Annotated in this window: 16 protein-coding genes; 10 read left to right on the top strand and 6 right to left on the bottom strand. The window is 45.0% G+C overall.

Annotation, left to right across the window (positions count from 1 at the left end):
• Positions 1–242 precede the first annotated feature (242 nt).
• The 3 genes from QUA44_RS00935 (at position 243) to QUA44_RS00925 (ending at position 7,587) form a co-directional block, all read left to right on the top strand.
• Positions 243–2,030: an NHLP bacteriocin system secretion protein gene (locus tag QUA44_RS00935; protein ID WP_333247230.1), complete on the top strand. Its 1,788-nt coding sequence runs from the start codon at positions 243–245 to the stop codon at positions 2,028–2,030.
• A 143-nt stretch (positions 2,031–2,173) separates the two neighbouring features.
• Positions 2,174–4,384: an NHLP family bacteriocin export ABC transporter peptidase/permease/ATPase subunit gene (locus tag QUA44_RS00930; RefSeq protein WP_333247232.1), complete on the top strand. Its 2,211-nt coding sequence runs from the start codon at positions 2,174–2,176 to the stop codon at positions 4,382–4,384.
• 293 nt (positions 4,385–4,677) lie between these two features.
• Entirely contained in the window at positions 4,678–7,587 is a 2,910-nt protein-coding gene (locus tag QUA44_RS00925) for an NHLP bacteriocin export ABC transporter permease/ATPase subunit (protein ID WP_333247234.1), read from the top strand.
• 166 nt (positions 7,588–7,753) lie between these two features.
• On the opposite strand, the gene QUA44_RS00920 is transcribed toward QUA44_RS00925, so the two are convergent.
• From QUA44_RS00920 to QUA44_RS00900, 5 genes are all read right to left on the bottom strand, one after another.
• Positions 7,754–7,894: a hypothetical protein gene (locus QUA44_RS00920; RefSeq protein ID WP_333247236.1), complete on the bottom strand. Its 141-nt coding sequence runs from the start codon at positions 7,892–7,894 to the stop codon at positions 7,754–7,756.
• Between the two features lie 146 nt (positions 7,895–8,040).
• Entirely contained in the window at positions 8,041–8,301 is a 261-nt protein-coding gene (locus QUA44_RS00915; protein ID WP_333143637.1) for a hypothetical protein, read from the bottom strand.
• A gap of 64 nt (positions 8,302–8,365) precedes the next feature.
• On the bottom strand, positions 8,366–8,599 hold the full coding sequence (locus QUA44_RS00910) for a hypothetical protein (protein WP_333143636.1): 234 nt from the start codon (positions 8,597–8,599) through the stop codon (positions 8,366–8,368).
• A gap of 76 nt (positions 8,600–8,675) precedes the next feature.
• Complete coding sequence (locus QUA44_RS00905; protein WP_333247239.1) at positions 8,676–8,879, bottom strand: hypothetical protein; 204 nt, start codon at positions 8,877–8,879, stop codon at positions 8,676–8,678.
• Between the two features lie 46 nt (positions 8,880–8,925).
• Entirely contained in the window at positions 8,926–9,330 is a 405-nt protein-coding gene (locus QUA44_RS00900) for a Nif11-like leader peptide family natural product precursor (RefSeq protein WP_333143634.1), read from the bottom strand.
• A gap of 464 nt (positions 9,331–9,794) precedes the next feature.
• Between QUA44_RS00900 and QUA44_RS00895 the strand changes: the two genes are divergently transcribed.
• The 6 genes from QUA44_RS00895 to QUA44_RS00870 all read left to right on the top strand — a co-directional run bounded on the left by QUA44_RS00895 (position 9,795) and on the right by QUA44_RS00870 (position 20,994).
• Positions 9,795–10,184, top strand: a complete 390-nt coding sequence (locus tag QUA44_RS00895; RefSeq protein WP_333143633.1) for a CVNH domain-containing protein — start codon at positions 9,795–9,797, stop codon at positions 10,182–10,184.
• Positions 10,185–10,195: 11 nt separating this feature from the next.
• Positions 10,196–10,372: a hypothetical protein gene (locus tag QUA44_RS00890; RefSeq protein WP_333247241.1), complete on the top strand. Its 177-nt coding sequence runs from the start codon at positions 10,196–10,198 to the stop codon at positions 10,370–10,372.
• Between the two features lie 96 nt (positions 10,373–10,468).
• Positions 10,469–16,945 carry an AAA family ATPase gene (locus QUA44_RS00885; RefSeq protein WP_333247243.1) on the top strand — a complete coding sequence of 2,159 codons (6,477 nt, stop codon included), beginning with the start codon at positions 10,469–10,471 and terminating at the stop codon, positions 16,943–16,945.
• Positions 16,942–17,973, top strand: coding sequence for a response regulator (locus tag QUA44_RS00880; protein WP_333247244.1), 1,032 nt, complete (start codon positions 16,942–16,944; stop codon positions 17,971–17,973). The genes QUA44_RS00885 and QUA44_RS00880 overlap by 4 nt, the downstream gene beginning before the upstream one ends.
• Positions 17,974–18,057: 84 nt before the next feature.
• Entirely contained in the window at positions 18,058–18,687 is a 630-nt protein-coding gene (locus tag QUA44_RS00875; RefSeq protein WP_333247523.1) for a response regulator transcription factor, read from the top strand.
• Between the two features lie 129 nt (positions 18,688–18,816).
• Positions 18,817–20,994: a flotillin family protein gene (locus QUA44_RS00870; protein WP_333247246.1), complete on the top strand. Its 2,178-nt coding sequence runs from the start codon at positions 18,817–18,819 to the stop codon at positions 20,992–20,994.
• Between the two features lie 217 nt (positions 20,995–21,211).
• Here QUA44_RS00870 and QUA44_RS00865 read toward each other — a convergent pair whose 3' ends face one another.
• Positions 21,212–21,658: a transcriptional regulator gene (locus QUA44_RS00865; protein ID WP_333247248.1), complete on the bottom strand. Its 447-nt coding sequence runs from the start codon at positions 21,656–21,658 to the stop codon at positions 21,212–21,214.
• A 251-nt stretch (positions 21,659–21,909) separates the two neighbouring features.
• Here QUA44_RS00865 and QUA44_RS00860 point away from each other — a divergent pair, with 251 nt between their 5' ends.
• Positions 21,910–22,194, top strand: a complete 285-nt coding sequence (locus QUA44_RS00860) for a DUF2470 domain-containing protein (protein WP_333247250.1) — start codon at positions 21,910–21,912, stop codon at positions 22,192–22,194.
• Positions 22,195–22,325 lie beyond the last annotated feature (131 nt).

The raw sequence follows: 22,325 nt of genomic DNA, 5'->3' as shown, positions 1-22,325 counted from the left end.
CTATAAGCTGGTCTTTTTGTTAGCTGAAAACTCTACTGTTAGTTAGGTCTTACGAGGGTTAATTGTCGTAAAGTGATTTTACAGGCAAGCTGCAAACAGGAGTGAGAACATTCAAGTAATTTCACGGAAGCTTTGAACGTTTGTTGGGAAATTGTTTGTGCCTCAATTAACTTGCAAGGAATTTCCCCTTCAAATACACCCCTGCTGACAGCCGCGATCGCACTTTATGAAAGGAGTAGCTGATGCAGGCAAAACAAAACAAACTTTTCACTACCGAAGCGATCGATCGCTTATCTTCACCGGAACGCCTCGACCAAATGATGCAGGTGGTCAGTCCTCGATCGTGGCTGCCGCTAACTGCTATTGGCTGTTTGGTGGCTGCTGCGGGCGTTTGGAGCGCGATCGGGCGAATTCCGCTGACTGTTTCCGGTCAAGGCGTGTTGCTTCTGCCCCGCCGAGTCGTGCAATTTCAAGCTGCTAGTTCCGGTCAATTGGTAAAGCTCAATATCAAGCCGGGAGATGCAGTGAAACGCGGTCAGGAAATCGGCAGAATTGATAAACTAGACCTCAAGCAGCAGCTAGAGCAAGAAAAAGCGAAATTAGCTGAACTGCAAGGGCAAAAACAAGATACTAATAAGCTGCAAAAACAGCAGATTGCCCTCGAATTAAAAACCCTCGAACAGCAGCAAAAAGACCTTCAAGAAAGCTTGAATAGGGAGTCAGTTGCACCAATATTGCACCAGCAAAGTATGGCTGCATTAGAGCAAAAACGCCAAAGTTTGGAAGAAAGTTTACGCCGCGAACAAATTGCGCCGGTACTGCGGCAGCAAACTCTGACAGCATTAGCAGAAAAACGCCAAAGTTTGGAAGAAAGTTTGCGGCGGGAACAAGTTGCACCGATATTGCGGCAGCAAACTCTGGCCGCGATCGCCAAAAAACGGGACAGTCTTTTGCAGCGAAAGCAGCACATCACTTCTTTGGTGGAAACTTTACAGCAGCGCTTTGAAACTCGCCGCGTTCTTTACGAACAAGAGAGGGCGATTAGCGAGGATGTAATGCTGCAAGCGAGACAGGAATTCGCGGACTCTCAGACGCAACTGGCGGATATTGAAACGCAGTTAAAGGAACTCGACGTTCAGAAAACCAATAGCGATCGCGAATTCCTGCAAAATCTCAATAAAATTGACGACATCAAAAACAGCCGGCAGCAACTCAAGGTAGAAGCTACCAATACCGAACGGGATTACCTGCAAAATCTCAACCGCCTTAACGAAATTAAAAACAATCTCCAAGAACTTAAAGTTCAGAAAAGTAACACCGAACGGGATTACCTGCAAAACCTGAACAAAATTGACGAAATCAAAACTAAGATTAAAGACATGGAAACCCAAGCGGTCAAACTAGCTCAACAAGATTTAGAAAAGTCGATCGCCCAAACAAATCAAATTCAGGAAGTTAAACGCAAGATTGCCCACTTGCAGAATCAGTTGACCGCCGACAGCAAAATTACCAGCCAATACGACGGCCGCGTTTTAGAAGTTAGCGCCGTTGCAGGTCAAATGCTGAACATCGGTACAAGGATCGGGACAGTTGAATCTCAAAATGCTCGCGAAAAAATGGTCAGTCTTGTTTATTTTGCTGACAGAGACGGCAAGCAAATTAAACCGGGAATGACTGTACAAGTTACCCCTAGCGTCGTCAAGCGAGAGCGCTACGGCGGCATTGTCGGCAAAATAACGCAAGTTTCTCCTTTTCCCGTTACTAATCAAGATATGTCGGCAATTATCGGCAATGAAAATTTGGCTGACAGCATCTCGAAAAACATCGCTGGTGGCGGTGCTCCCGTGCAAGTTTTTGTGGAATTGCAGGAAGATCCGAACACTATCAGCGGTTACAAATGGTCTTCCTCGAACGGGTCTCCTCTCAAGATTTCCCCCGGTACTACTGCGCTAGTTCGGGTTCAAATCGGGCAGTTAGCGCCGATTTCTTACGTGATTCCTATTTTTCGATCTTTGACAGGAGTTTACTAACAACAGGACTGACGCATGGGTAGTCAGAAACCGGGTTTTTTACCTAATCTGCTCGCCCTCACGAAGTATTTTCGTAAAAAAACCCAGTTTCTAGGTTCCGGTGCGTCAGTCTTGTTCATTTACTAATTACCCGTTAATAAACAATGAAAATTCCCTGGATTGACAAAGTTTTTACGCCGCGCAAATTAAGGCGGGTTCGTACTCCCACACTGTTACAAATGGAAGCAGTAGAATGCGGTGCTGCTGCTTTAGGAATTATTTTAAATTACTGCGAACACCCGGTACCGTTAGCTCAATTGCGGAGCGAGTGCGGCGTTTCTCGCGATGGCAGTAAAGCTTCTAATATCCTTAAAGCAGCCAGAATTTACGGCTTAGATGCTAAAGGGTTTAAAAAAACTGTTGAAGAATTGAAAATTGTACCGCCGCCTTTTATTATTTTTTGGAATTTCAATCACTTTTTGGTGGTTGAGGGGATGAAGAAAAAGCGCGTTTACCTTAACGACCCCGCATCGGGGCCGAGGACTGTTTCCCTTGAAGAATTTAAGTCTGCTTATACTGGCGTTGTTTTGACTTTTGAGCCTGGGCCTGAGTTTAAAAAGGGTGGAAAGAAACCGAGTATTGCCAGTGCTTTAGATTCCCGATTGCAAAGTTCCCGTTGGGCGATCGCATTTTGTTTAATTGCTGGTTTATTACTGACTGTTCCCCGTTTGGCTGGCGCGGCATTTACCCAAATTTTTGTAGATGAAATTCTGGTCGAAAACCGTCACGAGTGGCTGCGACCTTTAATATTGGGAATGCTGTTTGCGGCGGCAGTCCAAGGGCTGCTAGCGCGGATGCGGCTTTTCTATTTGCGGCGGCTGGCAAACAAACTTTCGATTTCGATGTCGGGACAGTTTCTCTGGCATACTTTGCGCTTGCCTGTGGGATTTTACGCGCAGCGGTTTGCAGGTGAAATTAGCAGCCGCTGCCAAGTTAATGACAAGGTTGCTGAAATTTTATCGGGGAAACTTGCTGCAACTGCGATCGACGCGGTGATGATGGTTTTCTATGCGATAATTATGGTTATGTACGACTGGGTATTGACCAGCGTTGCCGCTGTTTTTGCAGCATTAAACTTTTTGGCACTGCAATCTTTATCCCGCAGCCGCGTCGATGCTAACACCAGATTAGCTCAGGAAACAGGTAAGGTGGGCGGTGCTGCAATCGCAGGCATTCAATCTATTGAAACTGTCAAAGCTAGCGGTTTAGAATTCGATTTATTTTCTAAGTTTGCCGGGTACTATGCCAAAATGAGCAACGCCCAGCAAGAATTGGCTTTGCCCACTCAAATATTGTCAATATTACCAGCATTTTTAACGGCATTAGCCGCAACTGCTATCTTAGTTGTTGGGGGCTTGCGGGTGATGAACGGCGGTTTGAGTATCGGGATGTTAATTGCCTATCAAAGTCTCACTCAGCAATTCCTCGGACCTGTTAACAACCTGGTCAATTTTGGCGGCACATTGCAAGAATTAGAAGCCGATTTAAGCCGACTTGATGACGTTTTACAAAACCCGATCGATCCAGAAGCAGACCGCGATTCTTTTAATAGTGGAAACGACCGCGGCGCGATCGCACCAGATGCTTTTCACCTGCAAGGAAGTATTGAATTGCGGAGTGTCAGTTTTGGCTACAGCCGCTTGGAAGCGCCGCTAATTGAAAACTTGAACTTAACCGTAAAACCTGGTCAGCGGGTAGCGTTAGTGGGGGGCAGCGGTTCGGGCAAATCTACTATTGCTAAACTTGTTACCGGACTTTACGAACCAATGAATGGCGAAATTTTATTTGACGGGGTTCCCCGCAATTTGATTCCGCGTTCTATCCTAGCAAATTCGCTGGCAATGGTCGAACAAGAGCTATTTCTATTTGCCGGCACTGTTCGGGAAAATCTCACGCTTTGGGACCCGACAGTACCAGAAGCAGATTTAGTGCAAGCGTGCATTGATGTGGCAATTCACGAACTTATTTTGAATATGCCGGGAGGATACGATGCTCAACTCAATGAAGGGGGAACAAATATGAGCGGCGGACAGCGACAGCGCTTGGAAATTGCCAGGGCATTAGTGAGGAATCCAGCGGTGTTGGTGCTGGATGAAGCAACCAGTGCTCTGGATGCTGAAACTGAGTTAATTATCGATCGCAATTTGAGGCGTCGCGGTACTTCTTGTATTGTGGTTGCTCACCGCTTGAGCACGATTCGAGATTGCGATGAAATTATTATGCTTGCAGGGGGGAAAGTAGTTCAGAGAGGCACTCATGAGGAGTTGCAAAAGCTGGGAGGGCCTTATGCTCTTTTGGTTGGGAACGAACAATAAATAGCAGAAATACAGTAGCCAACCCGACATTCCGCCAGGGAATGAATTCCCTGTCTAATAGCTAAAGTCCTCTGAAGAGGACTGAAATGAGCGATGGTTTTATAGGGCTATTCAGTGTTGGCTATAGAGTCTTAGCTATTCAGTCGGTTTTAACCGACTTTAGCTATGAGACGGGGATTTTAATCCCCGGCGGATCTGTGGATTAGCCCGATCGATTCGATCGCACTGTCTTCTTTGAGGCAAGGCTTTAAACCCCTGCCCAACTTGATATTACTAATTACCAATTACTAGCTATGCTCGATCTAAATCCTGTTAAGAAACTGCATCGAATTAAAGGAAATGAACCGCTGCTGCTGAATGACCCGCATCAGGTATGGATTGTTCGATCGGGCGCGATCGCAGTCTTTGCAGCCAAGATACAAAGTGAGAAGCCTGCGGGCAACCGCCATTATCTGTTCGGCGTCGGTGCAGGCGAGGCTTTGTTCGGCGCTGCCCTGGGGGATGGGTGGGGAATTCTGGCGATCGCGATCGCCGAAACGGAACTGGAACCGATCGCGATCGCAGATTGTGCCGCTTTAGTTGCTGCTGGTGAGAGCAAAACGAGATCGCTGGTGCAAGGGTGGATAAAGCATTTGGGAGAACGAGTGATTCCCTACGGCATAGATCCGCTTCACGCCCCGGAGGAAAAAGTTGCCCCAGAAACTGAGGTTGTAGCAGCCTCGCAGCAGATATCGCTGCAAAAAGGTCAAATGCTGCGATCGCCGCCGGGAACAGTTGTCTGGGTGCAGGTGCGATCGGGCGATGCGAGTGTCGGGGAATTGAAGTTAAATTCCGCTTCCCCAGCGTTTCCTTTGGCTGGGAATATGCTGCTGGTGGCATCCGGGGAAGTTGAGGTGCAAATTTTCTCAACAGCAGAGGTGGAAAATGCCGACTGGCTGCGCGCGAGTTTAGCTTTGCTGCACGAGTATTTTTGCTGCTGCTTGAACTTGCTGGTTTCCCAGCAAAAAGCAGAGGAATTTCGGCGCTTTCAGGAACGCGAACAGCTAAACCGCCAAGTAACTCAGACAGCTTTGGGAGATTTAACCGAGGTTTTGCATCCCCGGAAAACTGCCTTGTCTGAGGAAGGAACACCGCTGTTAATCGCTGCTGGGGCTGTAGGTAAGGCACAAAGTATAACCGTCAATCCCCCGGCGGGTTCGGAAGATTTCAGCCGAGTGAAAGATCCGATGGAGGCGATCGCGCGATCGTCCCAATTTCGCACCCGCCGCGTGCTGCTGGCTGGAGATTGGTGGCGGCAGAACTGCGGCCCGCTGTTGGCTTATACAAAGTCCGACAATCGACCTGTAGCTTTGTTGCCCGGTAAGGGATCTCGCTATACTTTGTTCGATCCGATCGATCGCACTCGCAAACGGGTAACTAAAGCAATCGCCCAAGAGTTGTCGTCAGAAACTCTCATGTTTTACCGGCCCCTGCCGCTATTGCTTCACAACGCTGCGGAACTGTTTCGCTTCGGAACGAAGGGCTACGAAAAAGACATCATCGTTGCTTTCGGGCTGGGGATATTGGGAACGCTGCTGGGGATGGTGACGCCGCAAGCTACCTCGATTTTGGTCAATGATGCTATTCCTGACAGCGATCGTTTGTTACTGTGGCAGTTAGGGCTGGTACTGTTAGTTGCGGCGATCGGACGGGCTGTATTTAGCATGGCCCAAACAATTATGACGCTGCGGATCGAAAATGCTGCCAGCGGCACTCTCCAGCCGGCAGTTTGGGATCGATTGCTGAGATTAAAACCGGCATTTTTTCGCAGCTATTCTTCTGGCGACTTGCTGACTCGCTTATTAGCAGTTAATCAAATTCGCGCCCAACTCAGCGGCGCGACGCAGCGGACACTTTTGAGCGCGATATTTTCCCTGCTGAATTTGGGGCTGATGTTTATTTACAGCCTGCCGCTGGCTTTAGTCGGAATTGGTTTAACTTTGCTCGCGGTTATAGTAACAGTCACATCGAGCTTGCTCTTAATCCCAAAAGAGCGGAAGATGGAAACAGGAGAAGGCGACATTAACGGGCTGACAGTAGAACTGATCAACGGAGTATCAAAGCTGCGGGTAGCTGCAGCAGAAGGGCGAGCGTTTGCAGCTTGGGCGAAAAAATACAGCCAGCAAATCAAGCTAAGAACAGGAATTAAACGAATTGACGACAGCGTTTCTGTTTTTAACGAAGCGCTGCCATTAGTAAGTTCTATCCTGATGTTTTGGTTTGCAATTCAGTTCATGCAAACTCATCAAACAGGAGGCGACGTACTGAACATGGGCACATTTCTCGCTTTTAACTCCGCCTTCGGAACCTTTCTTTCTGGCGTCACAGATTTGAGCAATACCGTAACTGATATTTTAGGCATTGTACCGCTGTGGGAGCGAGCCAAACCGATCGTCCAGGGAATCCCGGAATCTGACTCGACAAAAGCCGATCCCGGCCGCTTGAAAGGCCAAATTACGATCGATAGGGCAACTTTCCGCTACCGGGAGGACGGCCCCCCAATTTTAGATGATGTCAGTATCAATATTCAACCGGGGGAATTTATCGCGATCGTCGGGCCGTCTGGTAGCGGTAAATCAACATTATTTCGGCTGTTATTGGGATTTGAAATAGCACAAAGTGGGACTGTTTATTACGACAATCAAGATTTAGCAGGCCTCGACGTTCAAGCTGTGCGGCGGCAGTTAGGAGTAGTGCTGCAAAACGGCAGAATTAATGCAGGTTCGATGTTTGACAATATTACCTGCGGGGCGCTGGTAACGCAGGAGGAAGCTTGGGAAGCCGCCAGAATGGCCGGTTTAGCCGCCGATATCGAACAAATGCCGATGGGAATGCACACGGTTGTCAGCGAGGGCGGCACGAATCTTTCGGGAGGACAGCGGCAGCGGTTATTAATTGCCCGCGCGATGGTTGTCAAACCAAAGGTTATCCTGATGGATGAAGCTACGAGTGCTTTGGACAACCACACGCAGGCGATCGTTACTGAGAGTTTAGACAAGTTAAATGTTACCCGAATAGTCATCGCCCACCGCCTGAGTACGATTCGCAATGCCGATCGCATTTATGTGCTTGAAGCCGGCCGTTTGGTGGAATTCGGTTCCTTTGAGGAATTGGTAAAACAGGGAGGATTGTTTGCTCGATTAGTGGCGCGACAGATAGAGTAGAGATTCAAGGTAAAACCATTTTCAAGAACGGGAAAGATGCCCGTTCCACAAGAAATTCACTCTGTGTGGAACGGGCATCTTTCCCGTTCATAAAAGCCTGATTAAAAATGATGCAACATCTCAGTTACATCCGTTAGATCCTGTACATTGCTCGTTGGCAAACTGGTTATTCTTTTGTTAGCAAATCTGGCAACCACAACAAAATTAGCAATAGCAAGCAGGCGATAACTAAGCCAACGCTAAATATTGTACCGTTACCCAGGTTGGGGGCTTGCTGCATCAGGTATAGTGGCTGTATTGCATCCATATTTTCTGTATATTTGGATTGTTGTATTTGTCATTTAGTAACGAAAAAGCAATCGCAGAGTATACGATTGCTTTGCGAATTTTAGCCTCATCGATCGCGTTACAGTTGGCAATTACAAGTGGCTCATTACAAGCAACTCATTTCTTCTATCCGCGATCGAAATTCCTTAATGCTTCAAAGAATTCCATACTGATAGCGGGGCCTTTAAAATGAGGTCGGGGACTGTTGCTTGTGACCACAGGCATACCGGCAGCCCGAGCGCGATCGGCCATATTAGAATGACCACCCGCGATCGCTTCGAGATCCAAGTCGTTCAATTCTCGATCGGTTGAATTTCCCAATTCGGATGCTGTGAGTTTGGACGACTCGGACGGTAATTCTTGCAAAAAGTGATTGTTGCTTTCCATCAGATGTTTTCTCCTTGGATGTTTAAACTCAGCAGAAGCGCGATCGCTTCTAGTTACAAGCAGCTCATATCTTCCGTCCCAAATAGGACAGCGTTTCTTCAGTTATTTGGAAGACCGGACCCATACGCAACAAAAAGTCGGGCTTTGGACCGCTGGCTGTGATAGTACGGATACCGCCTGCGATCGCATCTAATTCCGTATCATTCAATTCTTGATTAGTTGAGTTATCCGGTGCGGATGCTGTGATTGCGGACGACTCGGAGGGTACTTCTTGCAAAAATCGATTGTTGCTTTCCATCAGATGTTTTCTCCTTCGATAATTAGTGAAATTTGCTTCCAAAAGCGATCGAACCAACTCCTAGCAAAGTTGGCTGTTATCTAACCTTTTTACCTGCTACTGAGTTAAAATTCTCTCTGTCTGAAAGCCAGTAACCAAGCTGATCGAACAGAAAACCGCCTGCGATCGCATCTAATTCCGTATCGTTCAATTCTTCAGCAACAGGATTGGCTGGCGACTGTTGCTGTTGTACGGCAGAATCTCGATCGACTTCTTGGCAAAACTGATTAGTGCTGTCCATCTGATTGCTCCTTTTGATTTCGGTGTTGTATTAAGACAAAGATTACCTACGGTGTTGGAGTCGCCGCACCGACTACAGCTCCAGAAATAGCTCCTTTTGCGGATTCCTTAAAGGGGTCTTCTCCTGCGAAAAGACCGCCGAGAAATCCACCTAGAGCACCTAGAACTGCTCCTATACCAGCTCCGATAACTCCTGCGCCAGCAACAGCCTCCAATTCACTGTCAGACAACTCGCCTGAAGTATCTGACTGGCTCTGATGCTGAGCAGTCACCGACTCCAGCCACTCAGAAACCTCTGTTGAGGAGAAACTGTAGCTTTTTTCTTTGCCCAGGGCTACCGCTTTATTCACTAAGCTTTCCCGATCCGTTACCGATTGGAACTGTAGCTGGAGTTCTGGATCTTGCGAGACTTCTTGAAAAAAATGATTGACGCTTTCAAATTCAAAAGACATGAGATTTGCTCCTAATTGAATTGTTAAGGAAGTAACTCCTTATTTGTTTTTTCCAGCTAGGCTAGTGCTGGCCTATGCGTAAATTTAGTTTAGGAAATTACCCAGCTAAAGTAGCTAGCTCCAAGTTTAGTTTTGAACCTATAAAAACAACAGAGCTTTAACTCACCTTTAGTTGAGGAGATTACCTGAACTTTTGGTTAGGTATCGAATATTCCACGGAACTATAGACTGGTAATACTCCGTTTCTGTGCAATGAGTAAAGCCTGCGTTCCATACCTCCGTAAGTCTTGTATAAGCAATGACAGCCTATATTTGAGGGCGACATCCAGCCAAAAGTTTAGGATTTTACCTCACAGAGGCTGAGTCGCCAACTGACTATTTGGCTAAGTTCATACTCAACTAAAAGCTAGAAGGTTTTTAGGGTTATTATCTTACGCTAAAAATAGTAAATCAACAAAAAAACCATGAAATTCATTAAATTGTTTGGAGTGTCGGCTTCAATCGTACTATCGTTCTCCATCTTTCAGCAGCCGACCCATGCTCAAAAAGCAAGTACCTTTGCTACCAGTTGCACGGATTTTTCAATCAATGGCGCTCAATTATCTGCAACTTGTGACAAAAAAGATGGCACTAATCAGCGCACTTCCATTACCATTCAAGGGGTTCATAATAAAAATGGACAACTGGTACAAGGCAATATTGGGGAAGCAAGTACGTTCAACCGAACTTGCACAGACTTCGGTATTAATGGATCTCAAATTTCTGCCAATTGCCGCACATCTAGCGGTGATTATCGGCATTCTTCTGTCACATTACTGGGAATTAATAATAACGATGGCAAGCTAATGTATTAATTATAGGAGGATTGATCGTTTCTAAAGTCCGATCGGCAATTGTGAAAGTGCTAACCCAAGAGTCGTATAAACAAAGGGCGATCGGGCTGCAAGAGGCGATCGGGCGATCGGGCAGAGTCAAGCGCGCTGCTGATATTATCGAACAGGCTGTATTGACTCGGAAGCCTGTCTTGGCTTCTAAAATCTAAAATCTAAGATGTGGAGTCCACTCTAAAATCTAACATCTAAAATCTCAAATCGACTGACGGCTCACGCACCTCTTGTGTGAGGAGCATATTTATGCTATGTTCGACCCTACAGTTGACAGCGGTATGAATATGCTGACTCTTCCCGGCGTTGAAATCACAGAGCTCGTCTACGAAAGCGCAAACTCCCTGGTTTACCGAGCATTCCGACAACCCGACTGTCTCCCCGTCGTCCTTAAAATCCTCAAAGAAAATTATCCCACACCCCAAGAACTCGCCCGCTATCGCACAGAGTATAAAATTACACAATCTCTGAACCTGAGTGGTTCTATAAAAGCCTATGATTTGCAGCCATATCAAAATACACTGGTGATGTTTGTCGAGGATTTTGGCGGCGAATCCTTGAAAATTTGGATGCAGCAGAAAAAATTTACTCTTGAAGAATTGTTACGAATTGCGATCGCCACTACAGAAAGTTTACAACAAATTCACAGCGCCCACATCATTCACAAAGACATTAACCCTTCAAATATTGTCTTCAATCCAGCTAACGGAAAACTCAAAATTATCGATTTTGGCATTTCCACGCAGTTAACGCGCGAGAATTACACCATCAAAAATCCCAACATTTTAGAGGGAACTCTTGCTTATATGTCGCCGGAACAAACCGGCCGAATGAACAGAAGTTTAGATTACCGCACGGATTTTTATTCCCTGGGGGCTACCTTTTACGAACTGCTGACCAACAAATTGCCTTTTGACACCAATGATGTGCTGGAATTAGTACACAGTCATCTCGCTAAACAGCCCTTATCTCCCTGTGAGGTGAATCCCGAAATTCCGCAAATTGTTTCCGATATTGTGATGAAGTTGATGGGGAAAAATGCTGAGGAGCGGTATCAAAGTGCGATCGGAATTAAAGCGGATTTAGAACAATGTTTAAATCAACTGCACAGCAATAACAACATATCAGTTTTTCCCCTAGGGAGTCAAGATATTTCTAACCGTTTTCAAATTCCGCAAAAACTTTATGGCAGAGAGGAAGAAATTGATAGCTTACTAACAGCTTTTGAAACAGTCAGCAGTCACAGGAAAGATGCCTGTGCCACAAGTTCAATGATGCTAATTTCGGGATATTCTGGTATCGGTAAATCAGCTTTGGTGCAAGAATTATACAAACCTATTACTCAACAGCGCGGTTATTTTATCTCCGGCAAATTTGACCAATATCAGCGCAACATTCCCTACAGCGCCATTGTCAATGCTTTTCAGGATTTAGTCAAACAACTGTTAGCAGAAAGCGTAGCAAATCTCAAAGAATGGCGGGAAAAATTATTAGACGCATTGGGAATCAATGGTCAAGTCATTATTGACGTAATTCCTGAAATTGAATTAATTATCGGCAAGCAACCTGCGGCGCCAGAATTGGGTGCGGCAGAAGCGGAAAACCGCTTTAATTTTGTGTTTCAAAACTTCATTCAAGTTTTTACCAAACCCGAACATCCTCTGACAATATTTATCGATGATTTGCAGTGGGCTGACTGGGCATCTCTGAAACTGATGCAACTGCTGATGAATGCTTCGCCAGCCGGACTGTTTTTTATTGGGGCTTATCGGGATAACGAAGTTTCTGCGGCTCATCCGTTAATGCTAACAATTGAAGAGATTGTCAAAACAGGGGCAAAGGTCGATCGCATTTCCCTGTCCCCTTTGGACTTAGCCACGGTTACTCAACTGATTGGCGATGCCCTGAATTGCCCGGAAGCAAGAGTCAACTCCCTTGGCGAGTTAGTGTTTTTCAAAACGGGCGGGAATCCTTTCTTTATGAATGAATTTCTCAAATCGCTTTATACGGAAGGGCTATTACAATTTGACTTTACTCCTCTGCCTCACCAAGGGGGGACACAGGGGGGTTGGCAGTGGGATTTAGAGGAAATTCAAGCGAGGGGATTCACTGATAATGTTGTCGAATTGATGGCTGGTAAAATTAAACAACTACCACAGAATACCCAGGAAAATTTAAAGCTAGCAGCCTGCATTGGCAATCAATTCGAGCTGAAAACGCTAGCGTCACTTTGCGAAAAATCTGTGCAACAAACGGCGGATGATTTGTACGTAGCCGTTGCTGACAATTTAGTAGTGTTGCTGGGGAATAGGGGAGATGTGGAATTAGAAATTGCAGGAAGATTACCCAGTAGCCAATCCGTAGAATACAAGTTTGTTCATGACAGAATTCAGCAAGCTGCTTATTCCCTGATTGATGAACAGGATAAGCCGATAGTCCACAAACAAATAGGACAACTGCTGCTGCAAAATATTCCCATTAACAAACGAGAAGAAAAAATATTTGACATTGTTAATCAACTCAATTTCAGCAGTGAATTAATCGATCGCCAGCAAGACAAAGATGAACTGGCTCAGTTAAATCTGATTGCTGGCAAAAAAGCCAAGGCATCTGCAGCTTATCAGCCAGCTTTCAACTATCTGCAAACGGGGATACAATTGCTGGCAGAAAACGCTTGGCAGGTGCAATACCCGCTAAGTTTGCAACTGCATCAAGAAGCCGCAGAGCTAGCTTACATAGTGGGCGATTTTGAGCAGATGGAAAGTTTAGGCAACCTCGTACTAACCAATGCTAAAACAGTGCTCGATAGCGTCAAAACGATCGAGGTAAAAATGGGTACTCATGCTGCCCAAAATCAACTAGATATGGCAATTAATCTGGGGCTAAAAATTCTGAGGCAGTTGGGAGTAAAACTGCCCGCAAAGCCTAACAATCTAGATAGCATAATCGGATTGCTGGAAGTTAAGTTAACCCTAGCTGGGAAACGCATTGAGGATTTAGCCAATCTACCTCAAGGAAGCGATCCTTCTAAACAAGCCGCACTGCGTATCTTGTCATTTATGACTACTGTCGCCTATGGCGTGGCCCCTAAACTCATGCCTTTAATTGTGTTTAAGCAGGTGATTTTATCTGTAAAGTATGGCAACTATCCTGAGTCTCTCCATGCTTATGCAGTTTATGGATTAATTTTGTGCGGAGTTGTGGGAGATATTGAAGGTGGTTATAAATTTGGTCAGCTAGCATTGAGGATGTTGGATCAATTTGGCAAGCCAGAATTAAAAACTAAAGTCCTGCTTCCATTTAATGACTTCATCCGTCATTGGAAAGCGCCAGCTAAAGAAACGTTGCCATCTTTGTTGGAGGCTTACAAAAGCGGATTGGAAACAGGACAAGTGGAAGAACGTGCTTGTGCGTCTCAAACTTACTGCGGTTATTCGTACCTCTTCGGCGCTGAATTGTCAGGGCTGGAAGGCGATATTGCTACTTATGGCGAGGCAATAGAACAATCAAAATATGACCCGATTATTTGGCAGATTAAACCTTTAGAGCAGTCGGTTTTTAATTTATTAGGTAAGTCGGAAAATCCCGGCTATTTAATTGGGGAAGCCTATGATGAGCGAACTGCGCTATCACTATTAACTGAAGCTAACGATCGCACTTCGATTTTTGCCCTGCATTTTTATAAAATGATTCTCTGTTATTTATTCGGGCAATATGCTGAAGCTGTATCAAATGCAGCTTCCACCATGCAGTATGTAGAGAGTGCTGCTGGAACTCTTCAAGTATCATACTGTTATTTTTATGAGTCGCTGGCTCAGCTTTCGTTCTATTCTAATGCTTCTTTCGACGAGCAAAAGCACTGTTTAAAAAAAGTCACTGCTAATCAGAAAAAAATGAAAAAATGGGCGCATCATGCCCCGATGAATCACTTGCACAAATTTAATCTAGTGGAGGCAGAACGATATCGGGTTATTGGCAAAGATGCACAGGCGATCGACTATTACGATCGCGCAATTTCCCTTGCCAAAGAAAACGAGTACATCCACGAAGCCGCCCTCGCTTACGAACTCGCCGCCAAGTTCTATTTATCGAGAGGGAAAGAATTAACAGCTAAAGCTTATATGCAGGAAGCTCGTTACTGCTATCAACTCTGGGGTGCCGTGGCTAAAGTTAAAGATTTAGAAACGCGATATCCGCAATTATTTACGCTCGATCTACCTACAAAGAAAAACATTTCAACCACTACATCAACTACGGGCAGCCCTTCTAGTTCTTCCTTGGATATCGCTACAGTCATGAAAGCTTCCGAGGCCATTTCTGGCGAAATTTTACAGGATAAATTACTATCCAGATTGATGAAAATTTTGATTGAAAATGTCGGAGCTCAAAAAGGCTATTTAATTTTAGAAACCCAGGAAAGATTGCTGATTGAAGCTGAAGGTGTAATGAATGATGAACAGATAACAGTGTTGCAATCTGAACCAGTAGAAAATTGCCAGGAACTTTCCGAAACAATTATCAATTATGTCGCCCGAACCAAAGAAAATTTAGTATTAAATGATGCGACTCGTGAAGGAAAGTTTACGAATGACCCTTACATCAAAGCACGTCAGCCTAAGTCTATTTTGTGTGCCGCTTTGATGAATCAAGGTCAAGTGGCTGCTATTGTTTATCTCGAAAATAACCTCACCGCCCAAGCTTTTACTCCCGATCGCCTGGAAGTTTTGCAATTGTTATCGGGACAAGCGGCGATCGCACTTACCAATGCTAAACTTTATGCGGAAGTAAAAGAACGCGAAAACCGACTGACTCAATTTATCGACGCTATGCCGATTGGAGTAACAGTAATTGACAGCGCCGGACAAATTTCCTACGCAAATCCCACAGCTTCCCAACTCAGCGGCATCAATTATATACCCGAATTAAATGCCGCTCAATTTGCCGAAATCGGTCAAGCTTATTTAGCAGGAACTAACGAGTTATATCCCACCGCACAAATGCCAATCGTGCGTTCTTTGGCGGGTGAAACTGTCAAAGTAGATGATATAGAGTTCCACCGACCTGATAAGATTGTTTCCTTGGAAGTTTCCAGCACACCAATTGTGGATGAAACTGGCAAAATTAATTATGCGATCGCCACATTTCAAGACATCACCGATCGCAAACAAGCAGAAAAAGTTTTAGCTGATTACAACCGCACTTTAGAACAGCAAGTGAGCGATCGCACTCTTGAACTCCAGCGAGAAATCATCGAGCGACAACGAGCCGAAGACGCCGCACAAGAAGCCAACCGAGCAAAAAGTACATTCCTCGCAAATATGAGCCACGAATTGCGGACTCCCCTCAATGCAATTCTCGGATTTTCCCAATTAATGAATCGCGGTTATAACCTATTGCAGGAACAGCAAGAACACCTGAGTATTATCACCCGCAGCGGAGAACATTTGCTCGAACTGATTAACCAAGTATTAGATTTGTCCAAAATAGAAGCGGGACGCACGACTCTCAACGAGACCAATTTTGACCTCCACCGCCTGCTGGACGACATCAAAAATATGTTCCAACTTCCTGCACAAAATAAGGGATTGCAGTTATTAGTAGAGCGGATGCCAGACGTTCCCCAATATGTGCAAACTGATGAAATAAAATTGCGCCAAATCTTGATTAACCTGCTTTCTAACGCCATTAAATTCACGTCCAAAGGCGGCATTTATGTGAAAATTAAAAATCATGAGCTTGCTCATAAAATCTACTTTGAGGTTGAAGACACGGGAGCGGGAATTGATGTTAGTGAGTTAGACAAGCTATTTGAAGCTTTTGTTCAAACTAAAACAGGGGAAGAATCGCAACAAGGAACAGGATTAGGTTTAACGATCGCACGTTCTTTTGTGCAGTTAATGGGAGGTGAAATGACAGTCAGTTCTTGTGCTGGAGGCGGTACTATATTCAAATTTGACATTAAAGTTAATGCAGTTGAAAAGGCCGATCGCCAACGGGAACAGCCAACCAGACGAGTTATGGCGATCGCACCCAATCAACCCCGCTATCGAATTCTCGTTGCAGACGACGCTTTTGACAACCGTCAACTGCTAGTTAAACTGCTTTCTGCGATCGGTTTTGAAGTTTACGAAGCCAAAAATGGGATGGAAGCAATAGAAAAGTGGGAGCAATATTCACCGCACTTAATCTTTATGGATATGCGGATGCCGGTGATGGATGGTTATGAAGCAACCAAACAAATTAAAGAGGGCAACCACAGGGGGATTGCCCCTACGGAAAACGATGATTTTGTAGGGGTAGTGCCCCCGTGCCTACCCCAGACAGCAATTATTGCCATAACAGCAAGTAGTTTTGAGGAAGAGAAAGCCGTTATCCTTTCTACCGGGTGCGATGATTTTGTTCGCAAACCATTTAGAGAAGCAAACATATTTGATGTTCTCCACAAACATATCGGAGTACAATTCGTTTTTGAAGAACTAAATGCTGCGGCCAGTTTCACAGAAAATGAAGTAAATGTATTGACAAAAACCGCTTTTTCTGAACTGCCTCCTGAGTTAGTAGCCAATCTCCAGCAAGCCATTAGCAATCTCGATTTGGAACAGATGCAAACAGTCATCAATCAAATTCGCGAAATCAATCAGCCCTTAGCGAGGGCGAGCGCAGCTTGCATTAAAAACTTTCAGTACGAACAGTTGCTAAATTTAATACACACATTGAGGGATGAGACATGAACAAAAACCTCAGTTTTACCAGCGAAGAAAGTATTTTAGTTATTGATGATTGTCCTGAGAATTTAAAACTTTTAAGCGGGATACTATCAGCCGCCGGATATAAAGTTCACCTAGCTCCCAGTGGGAAATTAGCTCTAAACTTTATCAATGCCAACTTACCAGACTTAATTTTACTCGATATTATGATGCCTCACATGGATGGCTATGAAGTCTGCGCTCAGCTCAAAGCTACTCCGAAAACTCAAGATATTCCAATAATTTTTATCAGCGCTTTGCAAGAAATTTTCGATAAGGTAAAAGCCTTCTCTGTGGGCGGAATAGACTACATTACAAAACCTTTTCAACAACAAGAAGTTTTAGTCCGCGTCGAAAACCAATTACGTCTGAAAAGGATGTCTCAACAACTCATAGACCAAAATATTTTAGAAGAGCGCAACCGCATGGCGCGGGAAATTCACGACACTTTAGCGCAAACTTTTGCAGGCATCATCATACATTTGGGAGCCGCAGAACGGGTAATATTAGCGAATCCAGAACAAGCACAAACACACATGAAAACAGTCTGCGAATTGGCTCGCTCTGGACTTGCTGAAGCGCGGCGATCCGTAGAATCTTTGCGCCCGCAACTGTTAGAAGATGGCGACTTGTATAGCGCTCTAAACCAAATTGCTAAACAACTGTCATCAGATACTGATACGCGCACTATTTTTGAAGTGGTTGGCACAGCCTATTCCCTACCATTAGAAATAGAAAATAACCTGTTGCGAATCGGGCAGGAAGCATTAACAAATGCTTTCAAATATGCCAAAGCTACAACGATCAAAATTGAGTTGGTTTACGAAACATCCAAGTTCCTTTTGCGGGTGCAAGACAACGGAGAGGGATTTGATACGGAAAGTATCTGTTTTAGTAAGGGCTTTGGTTTATTGGGAATGAAAGAACGCGCCGATCGCATTAACGCGCAACTAATTGTAAACAGCAGCCCCGGAAACGGAACAGAAGTTATAGTTTCAGTTAATCGCCAGTAAAGTAAGGTGCACATTTCGCACCATACATAGTAAATTTGTAGTTAGATTTTCAGTTTTTTTTGATAAAATTAACAGGGAAACATGATTAACCAATCAGATATTATTCGCGTTTTAATTGCCGACGATCATTATATTGTGCGGCAAGGTTTAGTGGCGCTGCTGGAGCAGGAATCAGATGTTAAAGTTGTGGCGCAAGCAAGCAACGGGCAAGAAGCTGTGGCAATGTTTCGCCAACATCAGCCCGATGTAACGCTGATGGATTGGCGGATGCCGGTGATGGATGGAGTCGCCGCTATTGCTGCGATTTGTGCGGAGTTTCCCAGCGCCCGGATTGTGGTGCTGACGACTTATGACGGCGATGAAAACATCTATCGCGGATTGCAAGCTGGTGCAAAGGGCTATCTGCTGAAGGATGCGGAACCAGAGGAGCTTTTAGCAGCAATTCGGACGGTTTTTGAGGGTAAAAAGTATATTCCGCTGGCAGTGGGTGTTAAGTTAGCCGATCGCCTGAGTGGCCCTGAATTGAGCGATCGCGAATTAGAAGTCATTCGCCTGATCGTCGCAGGTAAAAGCAACAGCGAGATTAGTAAAGTTCTCCACATCAGCGAAAGCACCGTCAAGTTTCACATCAACAATATTTTGAGCAAAATGGGAGTTAGCGATCGCACGCAGGCCGCGATTGCCGCATTAAAACGGGGGATTGTCAGCCTGTAGTTCGACCGTAAGTATTTTTACTGATTGATATGACTATTATGACTGCAAATAATGAAAAATAAGACCTTAAGTTTTACGTCAAAACTTGAAAGCAGAGCTAAGGTAGAGCTAATAGGACAAATTATCCCTATGAAAAAAATGCTTTATTCACTTTTGCCCAAATCTCAAGTCAAAGCCCGCGTTTTAAAACAGTTAGCAGCCGCCATTTCGGCATCTTTAGCCCTTAGTGTAACAACCAGTTTGAAACCCTCGCCGGTATTAGCTACTAGCAATATCCCCCCCGTTAATCAAACCTCGACCCAGCAAGCCGTAAAACCTGATTCTAGCTGGCAGCTAGGGCAGTTGCGTACCACTGTTCCCGTGCAGACAATGCAGCTAGGGCCGGGCGGATTTATCCCGATCGCGATCGGCAGTATGATAATCATTCTAGTCCTGCCATTATTTTTTGGTGGATTAGTCGTAATTGGCGATCGGGAAGTTGGCATTGTCAGTAAAAAGTTTAGCTTCAACGGCAAATCTTTGCCCCCAGGAGATTTAATTGCCTTAAACGGTGAAGCTGGATACCAAGCTGATACATTGCCGCCCGGTTGGCACTGGGGTTATTGGCCTTTGCAATACAACGTCCGCAAAGAATCTTTAACAATCGTTCCCCAAGGCGAAATAGGCTTAGTTATCGCAGCAGGCGGCGAGTCGAATCCGCCACAGCGCATCCTCGGAAAAATCACAGAATGCGACAATTTTCAAGATGCTCGCAAATTTCTCAAAGAAGGCGGCGAAAAAGGCAGGCAACTCGGCATATTGACGGGCGGTAGCTATCGAATTAATACGGCATTATTTACAGTAATCACAGCAGCAAACGCTACCAAACACGGGATGACAGCCGAACAGTTGAAGCTGTACAAAATTGCTCCCGATAAAGTGGGAATTGTCACAACTTATGACGGCGTTCCCATTCAAGATGGCGAAATTGCCGGCCCGATTATTCCCAATCACGACAACTTCCAAAACGCGCAAAAATTTATCACCGCCGGCGGGCGGCGCGGTTTGCAGGAACAGGTTTTGCTTTCCGGTTCCTGGAACTTAAATCCTTGGTTTGTCGGGGTTGACCAAGTGGCGATGACCGAAATCCCGATCGGCTATGTCGGCGCGGTTATTTCCTATGTCGGCAAAACCTCAGAAGATGTTAGTGGCGCTGCTTTCACTCACGGAAATTTAGTAAATGTCGGCAATAAAGGCGTGTGGGTAACTCCTCTTTATCCGGGGAAACATCCGCTGAATACTCGCATTTTGAAAGTAGAGTTAGTGCCGACTACTAATATAGTATTGAATTGGTCTGGCAAAACAGAAAGGCACAGTTACGATTCTAAACTTTCGTCTTTAACCGTGCGTTCTCAAGACGGTTTCGCCTTTGATTTAGAAGTAGCTCAGATTATTCACGTCGGCGCTTTGGATGCTCCGAAAGTTATCTCCCGCGTCGGTTCGATGCAGAATTTAGTAGACCACGTTTTGCAGCCGACAATTGGGAATTATTTCCGCAATTCGGCTCAAGCTTATTCTGTATTAGATTTTCTCTCCGCAAGAAGCGGCAGGCAAGCCGAAGCCGCCGAGTATATCAAAGCAGCTTTGCGTACCTACGACGTGCAGGCAATTGATACTTTGATCGGGGATATTTTGCCGCCTGCAGAGTTGATGCAAACTCAAACAGATCGCAAAATTGCTGAGGAACAGTGCAAGACTTATGAGGTGCAGCAATTAGCACAAACTCAGCGGCAACAATTGGTGCGGGAAACTGCTTTGGCTGAGATTCAGCAAGAGATGGTGAAATCCGAACAAGGCGTGAAGATTTCTGAGTTGAAAGCCAATTCTCAGGTGAAACAAGCTCAAGGCGAAGCTGAGTCGATTCGGGTGAAGGGAAATGCTCAAGCTGAAGCTTACCGCGCGGGTGTTGTAGCTTTGGGAGGTTCCGGTTATACGGCTTTGCAGTTAATGCAAATTATAGGCGATCGCAACGTGCGAGTTGTGCCGGATGTTGCGGTTAGCGGTAACGGTAGCGGCGGCGGTTTGGTTGACGGTTTGCTGGGAATGATGATGTGGAATCAAACGAGCAAAAATGGCGAAAATGGCGGGGAATTGCCGATAATTAAGTTGGAAAAATCGCCCCCTGCTGCTGTAGAAAATTCTCCTAATTTACCAGTAGCTAAGCTGCATTCAAGCAAGCTGCAAGTAGCGAAGTCTGAGACTTTCCATGAGACTGAGATTGATTCGCTGTTTGATGAATTGCCATTTGACGACAAATTTTTTAGTTAGATGGTTTTTGTAATTTGAATGATTCGTATTTAATCATTCGTAGGGTGCGCAATGCGCACCTTTAGAACTGGGCGAATATAATTCGCGTCTATACAAACAAAACCCTAGAAGAGCGGGTTGAAGAGTTAGAGGCTAAAATGACGTTATTTTCTTCATTCTGCGGAGGCATAATTCGTTTGCATAGACGCGGTTTCAACCGCCGTATTATCTGGGAATTCTATGTTTGTGTAGACGCTAATTCTATTCGTTGGGAATCCTTGGATGCTGGATGCAGTGGAAAAAATGCAGCCGGTGAGACACAGAAAAATTCAGCAAGTTTTTGTATGTGTTCAGTTGTAAGTTGACGCTTTTCGTGCAGAATATCAGAGATAATAGACTCTGTTTTGAAAATAGGAACGAGGTCTTTTTGTCTGAGGTTGAATTCTTCTATCAAAGCTTTTAACAGTTCTATCCCGTAAATGTCAGGAATAGGTTCTAAAGTTTGCTCGTATTCATAAACCAGGGTTCCGAGTACGTTTAAGTAGTCGCGTTCGTCAGGAGTTAGTTCGCCTTTGTCTAATGGAGAGTCAATGGTTTTTTGAGTTGCGATTAATTCTGACTCCGCAGTTACGGGTCGCGGAGGAAATGCTTTGAGCAATTCGATATAGGCAATAGAGTTTTTCATGGCATAATATATTTTTTTAACAAAAAATATATTAATTTGTAGGTGCATAATGCGCACATTATACCTGATTATTATGCGCACTACACCTGATTTTTTTGGTGCGCAGTACACACCCTACACCGAATTTGCTTTTCTTTGAGTCCGCGAAGGCGGACTTTGTTTGTGTAGACGCGAATTCTATTCGCCACGAAGCTCTCCGTTGCGACAAATCGCAGTACAATCGATCGCAGTATTGCATATAAGGAATCCCCATGTCAGACCAGTTTTCCACTGAAATCAGCGATCGCATCTGCACTCACATGAACGAAGACCACGCTAGCGCCGTAGTCTTGTACGCTCAAGCCTACGGCAACAAACCGGAGGCGACATCGGCTCAAATGCTCGCGATTGATGCCAACGGCATGGATTTAACGGCTCAAGTCAATGACGAAACAGTGCCAGTCAGAGTTGAGTTCGATCGCACTTTAACAGACGCCGAAGATGCTCACCACACTCTTATTGACATGGTGAAACAAGCTCGAAAAGTTGCTAAGTAGTCAATTGCGTACTATTCTGTTATAATTTTAACGTTTGCAGTACGGACTTTAGTCAGGTTAAATAGTTGTTAAGGACTCAAGTCCTTAGTGAAAACCTTTAGTTAGGTTAAAAATTTTTTTAAAGACTAAAG

The sequence above is a fragment of the Microcoleus sp. N9_A2 genome, from assembly GCF_036701775.1.
GTDB lineage: Bacteria > Cyanobacteriota > Cyanobacteriia > Cyanobacteriales > Microcoleaceae > Microcoleus.
This window is presented reverse-complemented; position numbering and strand designations above follow the sequence as displayed.